Below are 19,160 nucleotides of genomic sequence, written 5' to 3' on the forward strand. Positions count from 1 at the left end.
GGCGGATCAGTGTTGCTGCGGCGGCGTCATGCCGCTGATCTTGTAGTCGACATAGGCCGTGTCGCGAAGCTGGCGCAGCCAGTCGGCGTAAGCCTGTTCGGCCTTGCGCTGGCCGATGGCCTGGCGCGCGAGATCCATCTGCTGCGCAACCGAGCCTTCCGCTTCGCGGCGGCCCAGCACCTGGATCAGGTGGTAGCCGTATTCGGTGCGCACCGGCTCGCTCAACTGGCCGTCCTGCAGCGTGTTCATGGCGCGCTCGAATTCAGGCACCGTTTCGCCCGGGCTGATCCAGCCGAGGTCGCCGCCCTGCGAGGCCGAACCGTCCTGCGAGTAGGTCCGCGCGAACTTGGCGAAGTCGCCGCCCGCCGCCACTTCGCGACGGATTTCCAGCAGCTTCTGGCGTGCCTGCGGTTCCGACATGCCGTCGCCCACGCGCAGCAGGATGTGGCGCACGTGCGTCTGCGTGAGCTGCGGCGCAGCGGCGCTCGTGCCCTGGCCCTGACGGCGCTCAACCAGACGGACGATTTCAAAGCCGTCGTTGGTGCGAATCACGGCCGGATTCACTTCGCCCGGACGCAGCGTGGAAGCCGCCGTCACCCATTCGGGCGGCAGCTTCGACGGCGACAGGAAGCCCATGTCGCCGCCCTTGCTCGCGTCGGCGGCTTGCGAATTCGACTTCGCGAGGCTAGAGAATTTGCTGCCCGACTGCGCTTCCTTGAGCAGCGCATTGGCCTTCTTCTGCGCGGCTTCGATGTCGGTTTCCGACGCGTTCAGCGGCGCCTTGATGAAGATGTGCTCGAAGTGCAGGTCGCTTTGCTGACCGGCGTTCGGGCCGCGCTGGCTGGCGATGTAGTTCGCGACTTCGGCGTCAGACACCGAGATCTTGCTGTCCACTTCCTTCTCGCGCAGCTTCGAGAGCGTGAGTTCCGTGCGCGCGTCCTTCGTGAAGGTCGCCCACGGCACACCGGCAGCTTCGATGCGCGTGCGGTAGGTATTCAGATCCATGCCGTTGGATTGCGCGAGGCGCTCGAGCGTGCGGTTGACCGCCGCGTCGTCGACGGTGATGCCGTCTTCCCTGGCTTTCTGGAGCTGGATGCGTTCGAGCACCATCTGGTTGAGCACCTGGGCGCGCAACTGGTCCGACGGCGGGATCGGTGCGTTTTGCTGCGTCAGGCGGCGCGAGATGAGCGCAACGCGCTCGTCGAGCTCACGCTGCGTGATCACGCCGTCGTTGACGACGGCGGCGATCAGATCGACCGTCTGGCCGCTGCCGCTCGTCGAAAGCTGCTGCGCGTAGGCCGGGGCTGCCGGCATCATGCCTGCGACGGCGAAGAGACTCGCAGCGTACGCTGCCAGGCGAAGCTTTTTCATGATTCCCACAGATACTCCAAAGTTGGCGGGCAGCTTCGCCCGTCTCTAAGCACCGACCCGCGCTGCACCGGCTTGCGGCGATTCGAACTGTCGAAAAGCCGCATCAGCCGGATCACGCGTTATTGATAATCCGTGAATCGCGACGGCGCCGGCGGCTGGCCGGGCAGCTGCGTGTAACCCGGCACGCCGGCACGGAAGGCTGCAACCAGACCGTTGTCCACGTTCGACAGGCCCTTGAGCGTGAGCTGCGCAAGGAAACGCGTTGCCGAGTTGTTGCCGCCTGTCGTATTGATCCCGTTCGCGTAGCGCTGGATACCGATGCCCAGCGCCCAGCAATCGGCGTCGTACTGCATGCCGAGCAGACCGTCGACGATCTTGTGTCCGTTCAGATCGTAGTTGAAACGCCCCACCGCGAACACCCGATGCGAGAACGGCCATTGAGCCGAAATCAGAATCTGGTTGATCGGCTGGTTGTCCAGCGTACTGCTGTTCTCGCGCGTGTAGCGGTACGCGACATTCAGCACGCGGCTCGGCCCCGGGCTATAGCCGAAACCGACGCTCGCTTTCTCCAGCCGGTTATCGTCCGCATTATATTGGAACGCAGTTTCCGACGCGAAACCGCCCCCGATCTTCAGCGACATGCCGGCGATCAGGTCGGAATGCGCCGCGCCCGTGGTCGACGGGTCCCCCGTCAGCGTCACGCGCTGGTCGCGGAAGTAGTACTGCTGCGCCAGCACGAAGCGCGCGCGCTCGTCGCCCGAGGCCGCGTCGATAAAGCGCGTCGTCAGGGCGGCGGTGATGCGGTTCGCGTCCGCGATACGGTCGTCGCCGACGAAGGTATTCGGCGTGAAGATTTCCGCGAGCCCGAAGTCGGCTTCCGCTGTATCGAACAACGGTGCGTCCACCTGGTTGCGATACGGCGTGTACACGTAGTACAGGCGCGGCTCCAGGGTCTGGATGTAATCCGTGCCGAAAATGCGCACCGAGCGGTCGAACACCAGCCCCGTATCGAAGCTGAAGGTCGGAATCGACTCAGTGAAGCTCTTGGGCGTGCCTGCGGGCGAACCGAAGGTCGTGCCGGACGCGCCGATGTTGCTCAGGTTGTACGACGCGAAGTGCCATTGCACCTTTGGCGTGACGAAGTAACCCGGCCCCGTGAGCGAGTACGACAGATACGGATTGAAGACAACGCGGTCGCCTTCGGTCGCGTCGGCCGTGGTGATGCGAAAGCGCGAGTAGTCGGCTTCCGCGCCGTAGTCGAAGCCATCGACGTTGAACTTCGCGTACTTCACGTTCAGTTCGGGCTCGCGGCCATACGGCGCGATCGACGGTGCAAGCGTCTGCCAGTGCTGCCAGCGTCCGAGCACGGACCACGGACCGTTGTTGTACGTGACGCCCGCTTCCTGCTGATACAGCATCTGCGTGCCGTTCAGGAACTGGTTGGCGGGCGAAGCGAGGTCTTCCGGATAGGTGTTGTCCGAGACCTTGTTGTAGTAGATGTAACCGCCGAACCCGTTGCCGAAGTTCTGGTTGTGCTGGATGAACAGCGCGTAGCGGTTGGTCTTCGTGATCGCGTCGTCGGGCAGGAACGTGCCGGTGATCGAGCCCGAGTAATTGGTCGACAGATACCGGTAGGTGCCTTGCAGGAACACGCCGCGCTTCGAGATCAGCTCGGGCGTGAACGTGAAGTCGCGGTTCGGCGCGATGTTGAAGTAATACGGCAGCGAAATTTCGTAGCCGTTGGTCGAGCTCACCGAGAACGTCGGCGGCAACAGGCCGCTGCGGCGGTCGCCCGACAGCGGGAACGAAATCCACGGGCTGGCGAAGATCGGCATGCCCTGGAAGAACAGCACGCTGTTGTGTGCGACGCCTTCGTCGGCGCCGGTATCGAAGTCGAACTCGGTGCCTTTGATGTACCACGCCGGGTCGGTCGAGCACTGGCAGGCCGTGTAGGTGCCGTTGGTGAGCACCGAGCGCTCGTTGTCGAGCATGTCCGCGCGCTCGGCGCTGCCCGAGCCGCCCGTGACCGCGAAGTGATACTTCGGCGTGGTCATGAAGCCTTCGTTGGCTTCGACTTTCAGGTGCGCTTCGGGGCCGGCGAAACTCGCGCCGTTCTGCACCACCACCACCTGGCCGTAAGCATCGGCCATGTCGGTGTCTTCGTCGTAGTGGAGTGCATCGCCCTTGACGATGTTGGTGCCCTGGCGCAGCTCGGCCGCGCCCTTGACGGCGGCGTCGGTGCCCGACGTGCCGGTGGTCGAATCGCCGAGTACGAAGGTTGCCGGATGCTGGCCCGGCGCGTTGGGCGTGTCGACTAACTGGGGAGCCAAGCGCAGGCTCCACGCGTCATCCAGCCGCTCGGCCTGCGCGGCTGCGCCCGAGAGCTGGGCGTGCGCGAACGCGGGCATGAAGCCCGGCACGGCCACGAGTGCCGCGATGAGCCGCCGCTTGCCCGGCACGCCGTCGTCACTGTTGGAGATCGTCTGGAAAAACTGTCTGGGCGGCATGTATGGTTTTGGCGTATCGGCCCGGCCGGCTGCCCATGAGGCCTGCCCCGCCGGCGTCCGGCGCGCTCCGGGCGAGAAACCGGAGCCGCGTCGATCAGGGCAAGGTTGCGCGCATTTATTTACAATTCATCGAACGATGGACTGAAGATAAGTGCGGCAGGCGAACCGTCATGCAGGCTTTGGCGCGAGTCGCGTCAAAAAAGTCGTGGGGTATTATATGGCAAGACGTTGATCCACTGATTTTGCCTCTGGTTTACATGACCTTCTCCGTGCCGTCCTCCCCTGCCGACGCCCGCCGCGACCAGCTCGCCGCCTGGCTTGCCGGCCACGCCGCCACCTACGCCCTGGACCTTGCCACGCTCGCCCCGGCCTCCGCCGACGCGAGCTTCCGGCGCTACTTCCGCCTCGCAAGCGCAGGCGGGCACGGCGCGACGCTGATCGCCGTGGACGCCCCGCCGCCGGAAAAGTGCCGCGAATTCGTCGAAGTCGCCGGTCTGCTCGACGCTGCGGGCGTGCATGTGCCGCGCGTGCTCGAAGTCGATCTGGACGCCGGTTTCATGCTGGTGACCGATCTGGGCACCGCGCCCTATCTCCCGGCGCTCGTCGAAGCCGGCCCCGGGCCGCGCTCGCGCGAGCTGATGCGCGACGCCATCGACGCGCTGATCCGCTTCCAGGCAAGCTCGCGCGAAGGCGTGCTGCCGCCCTTCGACGAAGCCTTCCTGCGCCGCGAGATGGAGCTGATGCCGGAGTGGTATCTGGAACGGCATCTGGGCCGCAAGATCGACGACGCCACCCGTGCGATGCTCGACCGCACCTTCGCGCTGCTGATCGCCAGCGCGCGATCGCAGCCGCAGGTGTTCATGCTGCGCGATTACATGCCGCGCAACCTGATGATCGCGACGCCCAACCCGGGCGTGCTCGACTTCCAGGACGCCGTGTACGGACCGATCACCTACGACATCGCCTCGCTGATGCGCGACGCCTTCCTGAGCTGGGACGAGGAGTTCGAGCTCGACTGCTTCGTAAGCTACTGGGAGCGAGCGAAGAAGGCCGGCTTGCCGGTCGATCCGGATTTCGGCGAGTTCTACCGCCAGCTCGAATGGATGGGGCTTCAGCGGCACATCAAGGTGCTGGGGCTGTTTTGCCGCATCAACTATCGCGATAACAAGCCGCACTACATGGCGGACCTGCCGCGCTTTCTGGATTACGCGAGCAAGGTTTCGCACCGTTATCGTCCGCTTGCGCCGTTTGCGCGTTTTCTCGACGAGCTGCGTGGCACGCAGACCGAAACCGGCTATACCTTCTGAGCGTTTTCAATTCATGACGAGGACGAACCCATGACGCACGCCCGCACGGCGATGATCTTCGCCGCCGGACGCGGCGAGCGCATGCGCCCGCTCACCGATACCTGTCCCAAGCCGATGCTCGAAGCGGGCGGCAAACCCCTGATCGTCTGGCAGATCGAGCGGCTGGCTGCGGCGGGCTATAGGCGCATTGTCATTAACCATGCGTGGCTGGGGGATCGGATTGAGGCGGCGCTGGGTGATGGCGAGCGATATGGTGTGCGGCTGCTTTACTCTGCCGAGCGCGATGCGCTGGAGACGGCTGGAGGTATTGCGCAGGCGCTGCCGTTACTTGAGCGCGCTGGCGCGCCGTGCGTGTTTCTTGCTGTCGCCGGGGATGTGTTTAGCGACTTCGATTTCGCGCGGCTGGATGAGCCGGCTGCGGCGCTCGCCGCGCGCGATGAGCCGGGAATGCATCTGGTGATGGTGCCGAATCCTGCGTTTCATCCTCGTGGAGACTTCGCGCTGGGGGCTGATGGAGTCCTTTCTGCTGATGGCGCGGTGCGCTACACGTTTGGCAGTATCGGGCTGTATGACACGCGGATGTTTCGGGATATCGAGCCTGGGACTAAATGCGCGCTCACGCCTTACTACAAGGCAGCGATTGCCGCGCGGCGCGCTACCGGCGAACTTTTTGAAGGGCGCTGGGAAAATGTTGGGACGGTGGCGCAGTTGGCTGCGCTTGATGCCGAACTTCGCCGTTGATGGCGGTGTGGGCGTTTCCTTGTGATCTAGTCGGTATGCAAGCGTTGCCCCTGTGCGGGGCGGCACTTACTTTCTTTGCCGCGGCAAAGAAAGCTAAGCAAAGAAAGCCGCTCACACCGCTAGAGTGACGCCGTCCACCACGCGCCTTCAAGCAAAGTGGTGACTGGGCATTGCTCGCATCTCTCGCCCACAATCGGAGTGACAAGGCAGTCATTCATCCCGTTGCTCGCTGCGCTCGCAACGGTTCGGTATGCGAAGGAAATCGCAAACCTTCGGTTTTGGCTATGCCCCACGGGGCGCTTGCGCCCCCGGATGTGCGGGCGTCACCACTCCGTCATTGGGCGCGTGGTGCGGGCGCTGCCCGGGCGCCACTCTGTTTATAGGCTGTGGGTGTACCGCGAAGCACTGGCGGTTTGAGCGGCTTTCTTTTCCCCCCTTTTCTTTGCCGCGGCAAAGAAAAGGGGGTGCCGCCCCGCACAGGGGCAACGCTAATAGACCGACAACAAATCAAGGAAATGCCAACACCGCCTCAAGACCGCACAGGAGCATGCTCAACATCAGGCGCCGCACTAGCACGCTGCTGCTGCAGCTCCCACATCTGCGCATAAAGCCCCTGCGCCAGCAGCAGTTCAGCATGCGTGCCACGCTCAACAATCCGCCCACGGTCCATCACAATAATCTGCTGCGCATGCACCACAGTAGAAAGCCGATGCGCAATCACCAGCGTAGTGCGCTCCCGCGCGATGACATCAAGCTCCTGCTGAATCGCCCGTTCGGAACGAGAATCCAGCGCAGACGTAGCCTCATCAAACAACAGAATCGGCGGATTCTTCAAAATCGTGCGCGCGATCGCCACCCGCTGCTTCTCCCCGCCTGAAAGCTTCAACCCGCGCTCGCCAACCGCCGTCTCATACCCCTTCGGCAGGCTCTCGATAAACGCATGAATATGCGCCGCGCGCGCCGCCGCGATCACTTCCTCGCGACTGGCCGAAGGTCGCCCATAAGCAATGTTGTAATAGATCGAATCGTTAAACAGCACCGTATCCTGCGGCACGATGCCAATAGAAGCGCGCAGCGAATCCTGCGTCACATCGCGAATATCCTGCCCATCGATCGTGATCGCACCGCCAGAAACCTTGTCGAGATCGTAAAAGCGAAACATCAGCCGCGCGAGCGTCGACTTCCCCGATCCGCTATGTCCGACAACCGCCGTCGTCGTCCCCGCCGCGATCGTGAAACTTACATCGTGCAGAATCTGCCGCGCCGGCTCGTACGCAAAGTTCACGTGCGAAAACCGCACCTCGCCGCCACGCACGGCAAGCGCTGGCGCATCCGGCGCATCAGGCACTTCTCGCGCCACGGTGAGCAGGGTGAACATGCGATCCATATCGGTGAGGCTTTGCTTGAGTTCGCGATACACCACGCCCAGAAAATTCAGCGGGATATAAAGCTGCAACATGAAGGTGTTGATGAGCACCAGATCGCCCAGCGTGAGCTTGCCCGCCATCACGCCTTGCGTCGCGCGCCAGAGAATAAACACCAGCCCCGTGCCGATAATCGCCTGCTGCCCGAAGTTCAACGCCGACAGCGAATGCTGCGATTTGATCGCCGCCGCCCGGTAGCGATGCAGGTTCTCGTCGTAACGCCGCGTCTCCCACTCCTCGTTGCCGAAGTACTTCACCGTCTCGTAGTTGATCAGCGAATCGATCGCACGCGAATTGGCGCGCGAATCCAGCTCGTTCATGGTGCGGCGAAAGTGCGTGCGCCACTCGGTCACCTTCACCGTGAAGACGATGTACGCCGCCAGCGCGCACAGCGTGACGAGCGCGTAATACGCCTCGTATTTCACGGTGAAAAACACCAGCACGAGCCCAACTTCCACAAGCGTCGGCAGGATGCTGTAGAGCGAGTACGAGATCAGTTGCGTGATGCCGCGCGTGCCGCGCTCGATGTCGCGCGACATGCCGCCAGTCTGCCGGTCCAGATGAAAGCGCAGCGACAGCGCATGCAGATGGCGGAACACCTTGAGCGCAAGCTGGCGCACGGCGCTTTCCGTCACCTTCGAAAAGAGGATTTCGCGCAGCTCGGTGAACAGCGAGGTCGACAGCCGCACCGCCGCATACGCCACCACCAGCAACCCTATGCCACCCATCAGCACGATGCCGGGCGCGTGTTCCGCGCGGCCTAGCGCGGTGAGATGCTGCACGGGCGCGAGGCCATCGACGATGTGCTTCATCACGATCGGCACGCCCAGATTGGCGACCTTCGCGCCGATCAGGCAAGTCAGCGCAAATGCGACGCGCCATTTGTACGCAGTGAGATACGGCAGCAGCGAGACGATGGTCTGCCAGTCGTTGCGCGGGCCGGTTGCGGCGGGCGCGGGTTCGTTGGAGGCTGAAAAGCGGCGCATGGGCATTGAACGCGCCACGCAAGCGAATGCGTGACACGCAGAGTATTGGGGACGTGGGTTACAGCCAATGACGGGCTAGGCGTGAATGTCTACTCCAGCGCGGCGGCCTGCTGGCCTATCCGTCTGCATGGCGCTTTCCCGTACAATTCCTGATCGCTATATTGTCGCAGAAGGCGGCATGCGCCGCTGGGCACGCCCGGACCGCAAGCCTGCCGCCCCGCTTCCGCCCTTTTTCTGGACTCCCCATGACCGACTCTTATCCGCTTCCCCAGAAGTCGCCCGCGCTGCGCGTCGTGCCGCAGCCTTCGGACGCCAATGTCCACGGCGACGTGTTCGGCGGCTGGATCATGTCGCAGGTGGACATCGCCGGCTCGATCCCGGCCAGCCGCCGCGCCAATGGCCGCGTCGCCACCGTCGCGGTGAACTCGTTCCTGTTCAAGCAGCCGGTGTTCGTCGGCGATCTGCTGAGCTTTTACGCCGATATCGTCAAGACCGGCACCACCTCGGTGACCGTGCAGGTCGAGGTGTACGCCCAGCGCATGCGTCTGCAGGAAGAAGTCGTCAAGGTCACCGAAGCGACGCTCACTTATGTGGCGACCGGCAATGACCGCCGTCCGCGCCCGCTGCCCGCCGCGCAATAACGCACCGCAATAACGCAGCACCGTAACGCACCGCAGTTTCAGCGCGCCCCCGCGGGCGGCCCGGCCTCAAGCCGTCGTCGCCCAGGCCAGCCCCGCGCCCTCTTCGTACGCCGCGCTCGCCGACAGCAGCGCGGCAACCTCCGGCCCCGGCAACGGCGGCGCAAAGAAGTAACCCTGCAGCTCGTCGCACGCGCGCGCGCGCAAGAACGCGAACTGCTGCGATGTCTCCACGCCTTCCGCGATCACCTGCAGCCGCAGTTCGTGCGCCAGCGCGATGATGGCCGCCGTGATGGTCTCGTCGTCGCTGCTGGTGCCGATATCGGCCACGAAGGAGCGGTCGATCTTGAGCCGGTCCACCGGCAGCCGCTTCAGATAGCTCAGGCTCGAATAGCCGGTGCCGAAGTCGTCGATGGCGATGCCCACGCCCTGCTCATGCAGCGCATTGAGCATCGACACCGCTTCTTCCGTATTGCGCATCAGCGTGCTTTCGGTGAGTTCGACTTCGAGCCAGCACGGATCGAGCCCCGTCTCCTGCAGCACGTCGCTCACCTGTTGCGAGATATCGCGCTGATGGAAGGTCTTGGCCGACAGATTCACCGAGACGCGCACCGGCGGCAGCCCGGCATCCTGCCACTCGCGATTCTGGCGGCAGGCCTCGCGCAGCACCCAGTCCGAGAGCGGCCCGATCAGCCCGCTCTCCTCGGCCACGGGAATGAACTGCGACGGCGACACCAGGCCCGCTTCCGGATCGTGCCAGCGCACCAGCGCCTCCATGCCGACGATGCGCCCGCTCTCGATCTCCACCTGGGGCTGGTAGTGCAGCAGGAATTCGCTGTCGCGCAGCGCGCGGCGCAGACGCCGCTCCAGATTCATGCGCGCGCCCGCCGCCGCGTTCATCTCCGGCTCGTAGAACTGGAAGGTGTTGCGGCCCAGCTCCTTGGCGCGATACATCGCCACGTCGGCCTTCTTGAGCAGCGCTTCGGCGTCGTTGCCGTCCTGCGGGAACACGCTCGCGCCCATGCTGCAGCCCACGTACAGCTCGGTGCCGTCGATCATCACCGGCTCGGAGATCATCGCGCGCGCGCGCTCCATCCAGCCGATCAGCGATTTTTCGTCGATGGTGTCGGTCAGCACGATCACGAATTCGTCGCCGCCGTGGCGCGCCACCGTGTCGCTAGTGCGCGTGCAGCGCGTGAGGCGCTCGGCCACCACGCCCAGCAGCCGGTCGCCCACGCTGTGGCCCAGGCTGTCGTTGACGTTCTTGAAGCCGTCGAGGTCGATGAACACCACAGCCACGCCACGCTCATGACGCTGCGCCGCGACCAGCGCCTGTTGCAGACGGTCGCGCAGCAGATTGCGGTTGGGCAGCAGCGTGAGGCTGTCGTAGTTGGCCTGATATTCGAGCTGCTCCTGATAGCGGATCAGCTCGGTCACGTCGTTGATGATGCCGATGTGATGCGTGATGCGCCCATCGAGATCGGGCACCGGCGCGATCAGCAGCTGATTCCAGAACAGCGCGCCGTCCTTGCGGTAATTGCGCAGCACGGCGCTCACTTCGCGGTTGCCGATCAGCGCCTGGCGGATCGCGACGAGTCCGTCCTGATCGCGGTCGTCGCGTTGCAGCAGGCGGCAGTCCAGGCCGATCACATCGGCGGGATCGTAGCCCGTGATGCGGCGGAACGCCGGGTTCGCGTACTCGATCAGGTTACTGCCGCCGGGCCCCGGACCGGTGATCAGAATCGCATTCACGCAGGCGTCCAGCGCGCGGCTTTGCAGACGCAGCGCGAGATCGGCGCGCTTGCTCTCGGTGGTATCGGAATACGTGCCGAGCACGCCCATTACGCGGCCGTCGCCATCGAGCAGCGGCAGCTTGCTCGTGATGGTGGTGCGGTGCAGGCCGTCGATCGTCAGGTCTTCTTCGTAATTCAGGCGCGGCAAACCGGCGTCGATCACCTCGCGGTCCTGCTCGCGCATGTGGCCCGCGTAGGCACGCCACGGCAGATCGTCGTCGGTGCGGCCGACGATCTGCTCGGGATACGACAGCCCCGCGTCGCGCGCGAAGGTCATGTTGCAGCCCAGATAGCGCGACTCGGCATCCTTCCAGTAGATGCGCTGCGGGATGTTGTCGATCACCGTTTCGAGCATCTGGTTCGAGCGCTGCGCTTCCACTTCGGCCTTGATCTGCTCGGTGACGTCGTCGGCGAGCACGAACACCGCCGCGCGGCCCATGAAGGTGAGCACGTGGTGCGAAATATCCACGCTGACGAGCGTGCCGTCGCGGCGCGAGTGATGCCAGATGCCGGCCATCGTGCGCACGTTCGGCGTGATCATGTCCGAGCGCGCGAGATGCTGTTCGAGCCGCGAGACATCCTCGTTCGGGCGGATATCGCGGATCGTCATGTCGAGGAATTCCTCCTCGCTATAGCCGTACTGCTGGATCGCGGCCGCGTTGACGGCGAGAAAGCGCAGCGTTTCGCGGTCGAACACGTACATCGGCACCGGATGGGCGTCGAACAGGCCCTGGAAGCGCTCGTTGCGCGTACGCATGCCGGCGAGCGCGCGCAGCTTTTCACGCGCGGCGTTTTCGCGTGCGCCAAAGGTGTAGATCAGCAGCGTCGCGCCCGCGAGCATCGTCACGATCAGCAGGATCGAGGCGTGGCTGCCCGCCCGCGTCGATTCGGCCAGCGCAGCCGCCAGTGCGAGATCCTGCTCGCCTTGCAGCGCCGAGAGCTTGGCGTCGATGCGGTCGACCCGGGTGTCGAGACGGATGTATTCGCTCGCGATCCAGGCGGCGGTGCCAAACGGAATGGCGATCGGCGCCGGGGCGATCGATGCGGTAGCTGCTGTCGATGCGCTTGCCGGCTCTGTGGCGGCGGCGAGCGCGGGGGCGTTCGAAGCGTTCGGCGCTGCACCCGACGCCGCGGCATACGGTTCTGCGAGCGAGCCTGCCGCTGTAGAAGGCGCGGCGGGACTGGCATATGGCGCGGCGAGATTGGCGTTGGCCACGGTCCCCGAGGCGTAGGGCTGGGCGAGGCTGTGCGCACTCCCTTGCGGCGAAGCGACGGCATAGGGTTCGGTGAGATTGCTCGCGGCCTGCTGCCCGGCCGAACTCGCCGCATACGGCGACGACAGATCGTGCGGATACGCCTTGTGCGGGTGCGCTTTGCTCATGCCGATATGCGCCGCGACGCCCATGAACTTGCCGCGATGCGACGCTCGCGCGGGCGCGTTGCCCGCATTGGCATTCGAGGCGGGCGCAGCGTGAGCCGCAGCGGGCTGCGAAGCCGCCACTAGCGGCGCGGCGACGCCCGAAGCCGCACTGGCAGGCGCAGCAGCAGCGGCAGCGGCAGCAGCAGCCGCCGCGCTAGCCTGCACGCGCGCATCGGCGACGCGTTGCTCGGCGCGCACCAGCGTCTCGTCGATCTCGCGGGCAAGCAGAATGCCTTCGGTCGCTACGCCGTCGAAGCGGCGCGCGAGCGCCGGATCGCTCGCCAGTTCGGCGTGCAGCGCCTGTGCCGTATCGTCGAGTTCGGCGGCGCGGGCTTCGCGCGCATCGGCTGATTCGGCGTCGCCATCGGCCCCGAATCGGCCTAGCGCGACAAGTCCCCCGCCCAGCAAATCACGAAAATGGTCCAGATCATGGCGCACCCGGGCGGCCTGCGAGGCGCGCTGGTCGATTTCGCGTTGCCCGCCAATCTGCGTCCATGCCACGAAAGCGTTTGCGCCGACGGCTGCCACCACCACCACGAGGTTGATGAGGTGCCGCTTCGAAAAATGAAGGTTCATGAATGCCGGAACGTCGTTCGTCGCCGTACGGCGGGCATGGGATGAATGCTGACCTGCGCGCTACAGGCTGGCGCGCGATGCGCCCTACCGGATAACGGCATCTAAAGGCAAGGCTTGAGAGGAAATTTGCTGATTTTCGCGTGCGCGAGGCGGATTTAGGGTGAAGTCTCTAAAGCGGCCGCGACCCTATCGCCGCGCGAACAGGACAAAACCGCCCGCCCCGGCATCCTTCAACGCGGGACGGCCAGACCGAATTCCCGCATCGCCGGGATGAAATCGTGGTTGGCCTCGGGCTTGCGGGCGAGCTTGGCCAGCACATAGCGCTGGAACGGCGCGAGCCGCGCCCAGTCCTCGACGCCGGGCGTCCGCAGGTTCGCGAGCGTCGCCTGATTGCCAATGCCGTTGGGAACGGCGTTGGCGTCGCGCCACGCGGGCGCTTCTTCGGGCGAGAACCATTCCGGTTCGACGTTGGCATGGGTGCGCAGCATTTCGAACAGCGCGTGATCGAAGTTCGGTTCGATTTCGGTGTCTTCGTCGACGGGAAAGCGCGCCAGCAGGCGGCGGTCCTCATAGGGCAGCAACTGCCACTGCGCCAGCGAGATGCGCAGCCCGAAACGGTCCAGGTTGAAGCGCACGCACATGGGGATGAAGGTGAGATCCTCGGACGAGGCGACCTCGAACTGGAACAGGAGCGGAGCTTCGGTCAATGCCATGGCGTTAATCCTCGCGAAGCGGGCCGGGGCGAAGGGTTTATGCGAAATATGCCCGCTTGAGGTATTTTAGAACCTTCCGCGCCAGGGGCCGGCCAGCCTGCAAAGGTTTCCACCGGCCCGCCGCCGCACCGCGTCGCATAAGCTTTACTGGAGTTTCGCTTGAAATCCCCGCAATCCCCCGCCACTCTCCCGCGCCTCGCTCAGGACAATGAAGACCAGCCCGGCGCGCTTGCATTGCGCGTGCATCGCCATCGCGGCGAGGGCGTCGAAACGCGCGACGACCACGTCGGCCAGGAATGGCCCGTCGCGCTCGTTTTCAACGGCATTTCGCACGCGGTGATGATGTGCACGCCGCGCGATCTGGAAGCGTTCGCGGTGGGCTTCGCGATTTCGGAAGGCATCGTCGGGCGCAACGCCGATATCCAGGATATCGAGGTCTACTGGCACGCTGAAGCGGAAATCCCGCACGCCGAAGTCCATCTCACGGTGGTGCAGCAGGCCTTTGTCGAGCTGAAGGAAAAGCGCCGCGCGCTGGCAGGACGCAGCGGTTGCGGCGTGTGCGGCATCGAGAGCATCGACCTGCTCGATCTCGAACCGGAAATCGTGCCCGATACCGGCTTTCTTGCGCGTCTCGCGCCCGATGCGATCGCCCGCGCCGCGCGCGAGCTGCCGCAGCATCAGGCGCTCACCAAACTCACGGGCGGCCTGCACGCCGCCGCCTGGTGCGACGCCGATGGCCAGATTCTGCGCGCCTTCGAGGACGTGGGCCGCCACAACGCGCTCGACAAACTCATCGGCCAGCTGGTGCTCGATCGCGCCGATACGCAACAGGGTTTCGTGTTCCTCTCCAGCCGCGCGAGCTACGAGCTGGTGCGCAAGGCCGCGCGCGTGGGCATGCCGATGGTCGCGACGATCTCGGCGCCGTCTTCGCTGGCGATCACCATCGCGAAACGGGCCGGACTGCGGCTGGTGAGCTTTTGCCGCGAGTCCGGTTTCGTCGATTACGACACGGCGGCGAGCACGACGACAAGCGCCGCCTGAACCCGCAAGCGCTTAATCGAACTGCCGGAAATCCGGCTTGCGCTTTTGCAGGAAGGCCGTGAACGCCTCGCGCGCTTCCGGCGCGAGCAGCATCTTGCCGAAGTGCACCGACTCCTCGCTCATCTGCGTCTTCACTTCGTGCTCGCTGGCGCGCTTCATGAGCGACTTGGTCGCGCGCAGCGACGACGCCGGCAGCGCTACCAGCTTCGCCAGTTGCGCAGCGACAAAGGCTTCCAGTTCCGCTGCCGCCACCACACGGTTCACGAAGCCCAGGCGATGCGCTTCCGCCGCATCGAAAGTCTCGCCGAGCAGCAGCTTTTCCGCCGCGCCCTGATAGCCCGCGATGCGCGGCAGCAGCAGCGACGAAGCCGCTTCCGGGCACAAGCCCAGCTGCGCGAACGGCATCGCAAAGCGCGCGGTGTCGGCCGCATAGACCATATCGCAATGCAATAGCAGCGTCGTGCCCACGCCGATCGCCGCGCCCGCCACCGCCGCCACCAGCGGCTTTTCGAACGTCGCGATGGCATGCAGGAACTTCATCACGGGCGAGTCGCCGCCGGTCGGCGGGTTCTTGAGGAAGTCCTCGATGTCGTTGCCCGCCGTGAAGATTTCGGCGTGGCCGCGCAGCAGCACGGCGCGCACGCCGCCGTCCTCTTGCGCCGATGCCAGCGCATCGGCCATCGCCTGATACATCGCGGGCGTGAGCGCGTTCTTGCGCTCGGGGCGGTTGATGGTGATCGTCAGCACGCCGTTCTCGCGTGCGATCAGGATTTCGTTGCTCATCTGTTGTCTCCTTGCGTTGCCACTTCGCAGCCGGATACGAAAAACGGTTCGCAGACCGTCAAGCCTGCGAACCGTGTCGATATTGCTTATGCGCTAGCGAAAGAACGCCTTACAGCCGCTCGATGATGCCTGCCGCGCCCATGCCGGTGCCGACGCACATCGTCACCATGCCGTATTTGTAGTTGCGACGGCGCAGGCCGTGCACGACCGTCGACGCGCGGATCGCGCCCGTCGCGCCGAGCGGGTGACCCAGCGCGATCGCGCCGCCCAGCGGGTTGATCTTCGACGGATCGAGGCCCAGGTCCTGAATCACCGCCAGCGACTGCGCGGCGAACGCCTCGTTCAGCTCGATCCAGTCCAGATCGTCCGCCTTCAGGCCCGCGGCCTTGAGCGCAGCCGGAATCGCTTCCTTCGGGCCGATGCCCATGATTTCCGGCGGCACGCCGCGCACCGCGAAGCTCACGAAACGCGCCAGCGGCGTGAGGTTGAACTGCTTGAGGATCTTTTCCGAAACGACGATCAACGCGCCCGCGCCGTCCGACGTCTGCGAGCTGTTGCCCGCCGTCACCGAACCCTTGTTGGCGAACACGGCGCGCAGCCTGGCGAGGCCTTCGAGCGTGGTATCCGCGCGCGGGCCTTCGTCCAGCTCGATCAGGCGCTCCTTCACCTTCACTTCACCGGTGGCGAGATCGGGGAAACGCTCAATGATGGTGTACGGCGAGATTTCGTCCTTGAACTCGCCCGACTGCTGCGCAGCCAGCGCGCGACGGTGCGATTCCACCGAGAACGCGTCCTGCGCTTCGCGGCTGATCTTCCAGCGCTCGGCAACCTTCTCTGCCGTCAGGCCCATGCCGTAAGCGATGCCCACGTCTTCGTTACGATCGAAGATATGCGGCGAGAGCGACGGCTTGTTGCCCATCATCGGCACCATGCTCATCGATTCGCAGCCGCCCGCGATCATCGCGTCCGATTCGCCGACGCGAATGCGGTCCGCCGCCATCGCCAGCGCCGTCAGACCCGAGGCGCAGAAGCGGTTGACGGTCACGCCGCCCACGCTCTGCGGCAGACCCGCGAGCAGCGCGCCGATACGCGCCACGTTCAGGCCCTGCTCGGCTTCCGGAATCGCGCAGCCGACGATCGCGTCTTCGATCACGCTGGTGTCGAGGCCGGGCACCTGCGCCACCGCCGACTTGATCGCGTGCACCAGCAGCTCGTCCGGGCGCGTGTTCCTGAACACGCCGCGCGGCGCCTTGCCGATGGGCGTGCGGCTCGCGGCGACGATGTATGCATCCTGCAACTGTTTGCTCATCTTTGACTCCAGTATCTCGTATGCGTCGTGCCGCTTAGTTGCGCACCGGCTTGCCGGTTTGCAGCATGCCCATGATGCGTTCCTGCGTTTTTTGCGTGCCGAGCAGATCGACAAAGGCGCGGCGCTCCAGCGTGAGCAGCCATTCCTCGTCGACCAGACTGCCCGCTTCGACGTCGCCGCCGCACACCGCTTCCGCGATGCGGCCTGCGATCAGGTAATCGTGATCGCTGATGAAGCGGCCATCGCGCATGTTGACGAGCGACGCCTTGATGGTCGAGATCGCCGAGCGGCCCGCCACCGGAATCTGCTTCGCGCGCAGCGGCGCACGGTAGCCCGATGCGTTCAACGCGCGCACTTCCTTCTTCGCCGTGTCGAGCAGTTCGAACACGTTGAAGACGATCGTGTCCGACGGCTTCAGATAGCCCATCGTGCGCGCTTCGATCGCCGAACCGGAAACCTTGGCCATCGCCGCGTTTTCGAACGACTTCTGCAGGAAACGCAGCAGGTCGCTGGGCGCGGCGCCGATCTGCGCGGCCGCGTCGGCTGCGCGCACTGCCGCTTCCTTCAGACCGCCGCCCGCGGGCACGAGACCCACGCCCACTTCCACCAGACCCACATAGCTTTCGATGTGCGCCACGCGCTTCGCGCTGTGCAGCATGATTTCGCAACCGCCGCCGAGCGCGATGCCCGACACGGCCGCGACGACCGGCACGTTCGCGTATTTCACGCGCATCATCGTGTCCTGGAACTTCTTCACGAACGGCTCGATGCCCTTGGCGCCGCCCATCATGAACGCCGGCATGGCTTCTTCGAGGTTCGCGCCCGCCGAGAACGGGCCGCCCGGCGCGCCGAGCTTCAGCGACGTCGGTTGCCAGATCACCACGCCCTTGTAGCCGTCTTCGGCGATATCGATTGCTTTGGACAGCGAATCGAGCACGCCCGGGCCCATCGTGTTCATCTTGCTCTTGTACGAGACGATGACGACATCGTCTTCGCCCGCGCGGTCGTCGACCCACGCGCGCAGATGCTCGTTCTCGAACAGCGTCTTGCCGAAGCTCTTCGGATCGCGCGCGTTCGACTCGCCGAACAGCGCGGCGCGGAACACCTGGCGCTCGTAGACCGGCAGCGTCGAGCGCGGCTCGAAGCGCGCGGCCGCGGGCGACCACGAACCTTCGGCACCATGCACGCCGCCGTTGGCGGCGACCGGGCCTTCGAACACCCAGGCGGGCAGCGGCGCGCTGGAGAGCGTCTTGCCCGCGTCGATGTCTTCCTTGACCCATTCGGCGACCTGCTTCCAGCCCGCGGCCTGCCAGCCTTCGAACGGACCTTCGTTCCAGCCGAAGCCCCAGCGGATCGCCAGATCCACATCGCGCGCGTTATCGGCGATCGATTCCAGATGCACGCCGATGTAATGGAACACGTCGCGGAAAATCGACCACAGGAACTGTGCCTGCGGGTGTTCCGATTCGCGCAGCAGCTTCAGACGCTCCGCGGGCGGACGCTTGAGAATGCGGCCCACCAGGTCGTCGGCCTTCGCGCCGCCGTCCACGTACTCGCCGGTATTGCCGTCGAGCACCTTGATGGTCTTGCCTTCCTTGCGATAGAAACCGCCGCCCGTCTTCTGGCCGAGCGCGCCCTTCGCAACGAGCCCTGCCAGCACAGCGGGCGTCTCGTAGACCGGGAAGAACGGATCGTCCTTGAGGTTGTCCTGCATCGTCTTGATGACGTGCGCCATCGTGTCCAGACCGACAACGTCAGCAGTCCGGAACGTCGCCGACTTCGCGCGGCCCAGACGGCTGCCGGTCAGATCGTCGACTTCGTCGAAACGCAGGCCGAACTTCTTCGCTTCGGCGATGACCGCGAGGATCGAGAAAATGCCGACGCGGTTGGCGATGAAGTTCGGCGTATCCTTCGCGCGCACCACGCCCTTGCCCACCACGCTCGTGAGGAACGATTCGAGCTGGTCGAGGATTTCAGGCTGCGTGTGCACGGTCGGGATCAGCTCGACCAGGTGCATGTAGCGCGGCGGGTTAAAGAAGTGCACGCCGCAGAAACGCGCCTTGAGGTTGTCGTCGAAACCTTGCGACAGTTCCGTGATCGACAGACCCGAGGTGTTGCTCGCGAAAATCGCCTTCGGACCAATGTGCGGCGCGACCTTCTTGTAGAGGTCGTGCTTCCAGTCCATGCGCTCGGCGATCGCTTCGATCACCACGTCGCATTCCGCCAGCTTCGCGATGTCGTCTTCGTAGTTCGCGGGCGTGATGTACTGCGCGTCGTCCTTCACGCCGAACGGCGCGGGCGACAGTTTCTTCAGCGTCTCGATGGCCTTGAGCGCGATGGCGTTCTTGGGGCCTTCCTTCGCGGGCAGATCGAACAGCAGCACGGGTACGCGGGCGTTGATCAGGTGCGCGGCGATTTGCGCGCCCATCACGCCGGCGCCGAGCACGGCGACCTTGCGAATATTCAGATTGCTCACGTTGTTCCTCCAGCGGATATGCAATGTCGAGCGGAAACGGGAAATAGCGGAATGTTTTCGCGGCGCGGACCGGTG

General features: G+C 64.8%; 12 protein-coding genes. 4 read left to right on the plus strand and 8 right to left on the minus strand.

Annotation, left to right across the window (positions count from 1 at the left end):
* Positions 1-6: 6 nt before the first annotated feature.
* Entirely contained in the window at positions 7-1,380 is a 1,374-nt protein-coding gene (locus F4827_RS02865; protein WP_311671859.1) for a peptidylprolyl isomerase, read from the minus strand.
* A gap of 110 nt (positions 1,381-1,490) precedes the next feature.
* Positions 1,491-3,878 (minus strand): LPS-assembly protein LptD, encoded by a 2,388-nt coding sequence (locus F4827_RS02870; RefSeq protein ID WP_183719867.1) that lies wholly within the window; start codon positions 3,876-3,878, stop codon positions 1,491-1,493.
* A 257-nt stretch (positions 3,879-4,135) separates the two neighbouring features.
* Between F4827_RS02870 and F4827_RS02875 the strand changes: the two genes are divergently transcribed.
* Complete coding sequence (locus F4827_RS02875; protein ID WP_183719864.1) at positions 4,136-5,185, plus strand: aminoglycoside phosphotransferase family protein; 1,050 nt, start codon at positions 4,136-4,138, stop codon at positions 5,183-5,185.
* A 30-nt stretch (positions 5,186-5,215) separates the two neighbouring features.
* Positions 5,216-5,926, plus strand: a complete 711-nt coding sequence (gene murU, locus F4827_RS02880; protein ID WP_183719861.1) for an N-acetylmuramate alpha-1-phosphate uridylyltransferase MurU — start codon at positions 5,216-5,218, stop codon at positions 5,924-5,926.
* A gap of 529 nt (positions 5,927-6,455) precedes the next feature.
* Here murU and F4827_RS02885 read toward each other — a convergent pair.
* A complete protein-coding gene (locus F4827_RS02885; protein WP_183719858.1) occupies positions 6,456-8,336 on the minus strand; it encodes an ABC transporter ATP-binding protein/permease in 1,881 nt (626 codons plus the stop codon).
* Between the two features lie 245 nt (positions 8,337-8,581).
* Between F4827_RS02885 and F4827_RS02890 the strand changes: the two genes are divergently transcribed.
* Complete coding sequence (locus tag F4827_RS02890; RefSeq protein ID WP_027817925.1) at positions 8,582-8,977, plus strand: acyl-CoA thioesterase; 396 nt, start codon at positions 8,582-8,584, stop codon at positions 8,975-8,977.
* A 66-nt stretch (positions 8,978-9,043) separates the two neighbouring features.
* Here F4827_RS02890 and F4827_RS02895 read toward each other — a convergent pair whose 3' ends face one another.
* Positions 9,044-12,763, minus strand: a complete 3,720-nt coding sequence (locus F4827_RS02895; protein ID WP_260174700.1) for an EAL domain-containing protein — start codon at positions 12,761-12,763, stop codon at positions 9,044-9,046.
* A gap of 230 nt (positions 12,764-12,993) precedes the next feature.
* On the minus strand, positions 12,994-13,476 hold the full coding sequence (locus F4827_RS02900; protein WP_183719855.1) for a nitrate reductase associated protein: 483 nt from the start codon (positions 13,474-13,476) through the stop codon (positions 12,994-12,996).
* A 159-nt stretch (positions 13,477-13,635) separates the two neighbouring features.
* Here F4827_RS02900 and fdhD point away from each other — a divergent pair, with 159 nt between their 5' ends.
* Positions 13,636-14,517, plus strand: a complete 882-nt coding sequence (gene fdhD / locus F4827_RS02905) for a formate dehydrogenase accessory sulfurtransferase FdhD (protein WP_183719852.1) — start codon at positions 13,636-13,638, stop codon at positions 14,515-14,517.
* Positions 14,518-14,529: 12 nt separating this feature from the next.
* On the opposite strand, the gene F4827_RS02910 is transcribed toward fdhD, so the two are convergent.
* The 3 genes from F4827_RS02910 to F4827_RS02920 form a co-directional block, all read right to left on the minus strand.
* Complete coding sequence (locus F4827_RS02910; RefSeq protein WP_183719849.1) at positions 14,530-15,300, minus strand: enoyl-CoA hydratase; 771 nt, start codon at positions 15,298-15,300, stop codon at positions 14,530-14,532.
* 109 nt (positions 15,301-15,409) lie between these two features.
* The gene (locus F4827_RS02915) at positions 15,410-16,609 is read right to left on the minus strand and encodes an acetyl-CoA C-acyltransferase (RefSeq protein ID WP_183719846.1); all 1,200 of its coding nucleotides are present in this window, start codon (positions 16,607-16,609) and stop codon (positions 15,410-15,412) included.
* A 34-nt stretch (positions 16,610-16,643) separates the two neighbouring features.
* A complete protein-coding gene (locus F4827_RS02920) occupies positions 16,644-19,085 on the minus strand; it encodes a 3-hydroxyacyl-CoA dehydrogenase/enoyl-CoA hydratase family protein (protein ID WP_183719843.1) in 2,442 nt (813 codons plus the stop codon).
* Positions 19,086-19,160: the final 75 nt, after the last annotated feature.

The sequence above is a fragment of the Paraburkholderia bannensis genome (assembly GCF_014200455.1).
Classification (GTDB): Bacteria; Pseudomonadota; Gammaproteobacteria; order Burkholderiales; family Burkholderiaceae; genus Paraburkholderia; species Paraburkholderia bannensis_A.

Excerpts from the sequence above, each read along its gene's own strand:
- F4827_RS02875 (WP_183719864.1), top strand. The coding sequence starts at position 4,136 with ATGACCTTCTCCGTGCCGTCCTCCCCTGCCGACGCCCGCCGCGACCAG.
- F4827_RS02890 (WP_027817925.1), top strand. The coding sequence starts at position 8,582 with ATGACCGACTCTTATCCGCTTCCCCAGAAGTCGCCCGCGCTGCGCGTC.
- murU (WP_183719861.1), top strand. The coding sequence starts at position 5,216 with ATGACGCACGCCCGCACGGCGATGATCTTCGCCGCCGGACGCGGCGAG.
- F4827_RS02870 (WP_183719867.1), bottom strand. The coding sequence starts at position 3,878 with ATGCCGCCCAGACAGTTTTTCCAGACGATCTCCAACAGTGACGACGGC.
- F4827_RS02915 (WP_183719846.1), bottom strand. The coding sequence starts at position 16,609 with ATGAGCAAACAGTTGCAGGATGCATACATCGTCGCCGCGAGCCGCACG.
- F4827_RS02900 (WP_183719855.1), bottom strand. The coding sequence starts at position 13,476 with ATGGCATTGACCGAAGCTCCGCTCCTGTTCCAGTTCGAGGTCGCCTCG.
- F4827_RS02910 (WP_183719849.1), bottom strand. The coding sequence starts at position 15,300 with ATGAGCAACGAAATCCTGATCGCACGCGAGAACGGCGTGCTGACGATC.
- F4827_RS02895 (WP_260174700.1), bottom strand. The coding sequence starts at position 12,763 with ATGAACCTTCATTTTTCGAAGCGGCACCTCATCAACCTCGTGGTGGTG.
- F4827_RS02885 (WP_183719858.1), bottom strand. The coding sequence starts at position 8,336 with ATGCGCCGCTTTTCAGCCTCCAACGAACCCGCGCCCGCCGCAACCGGC.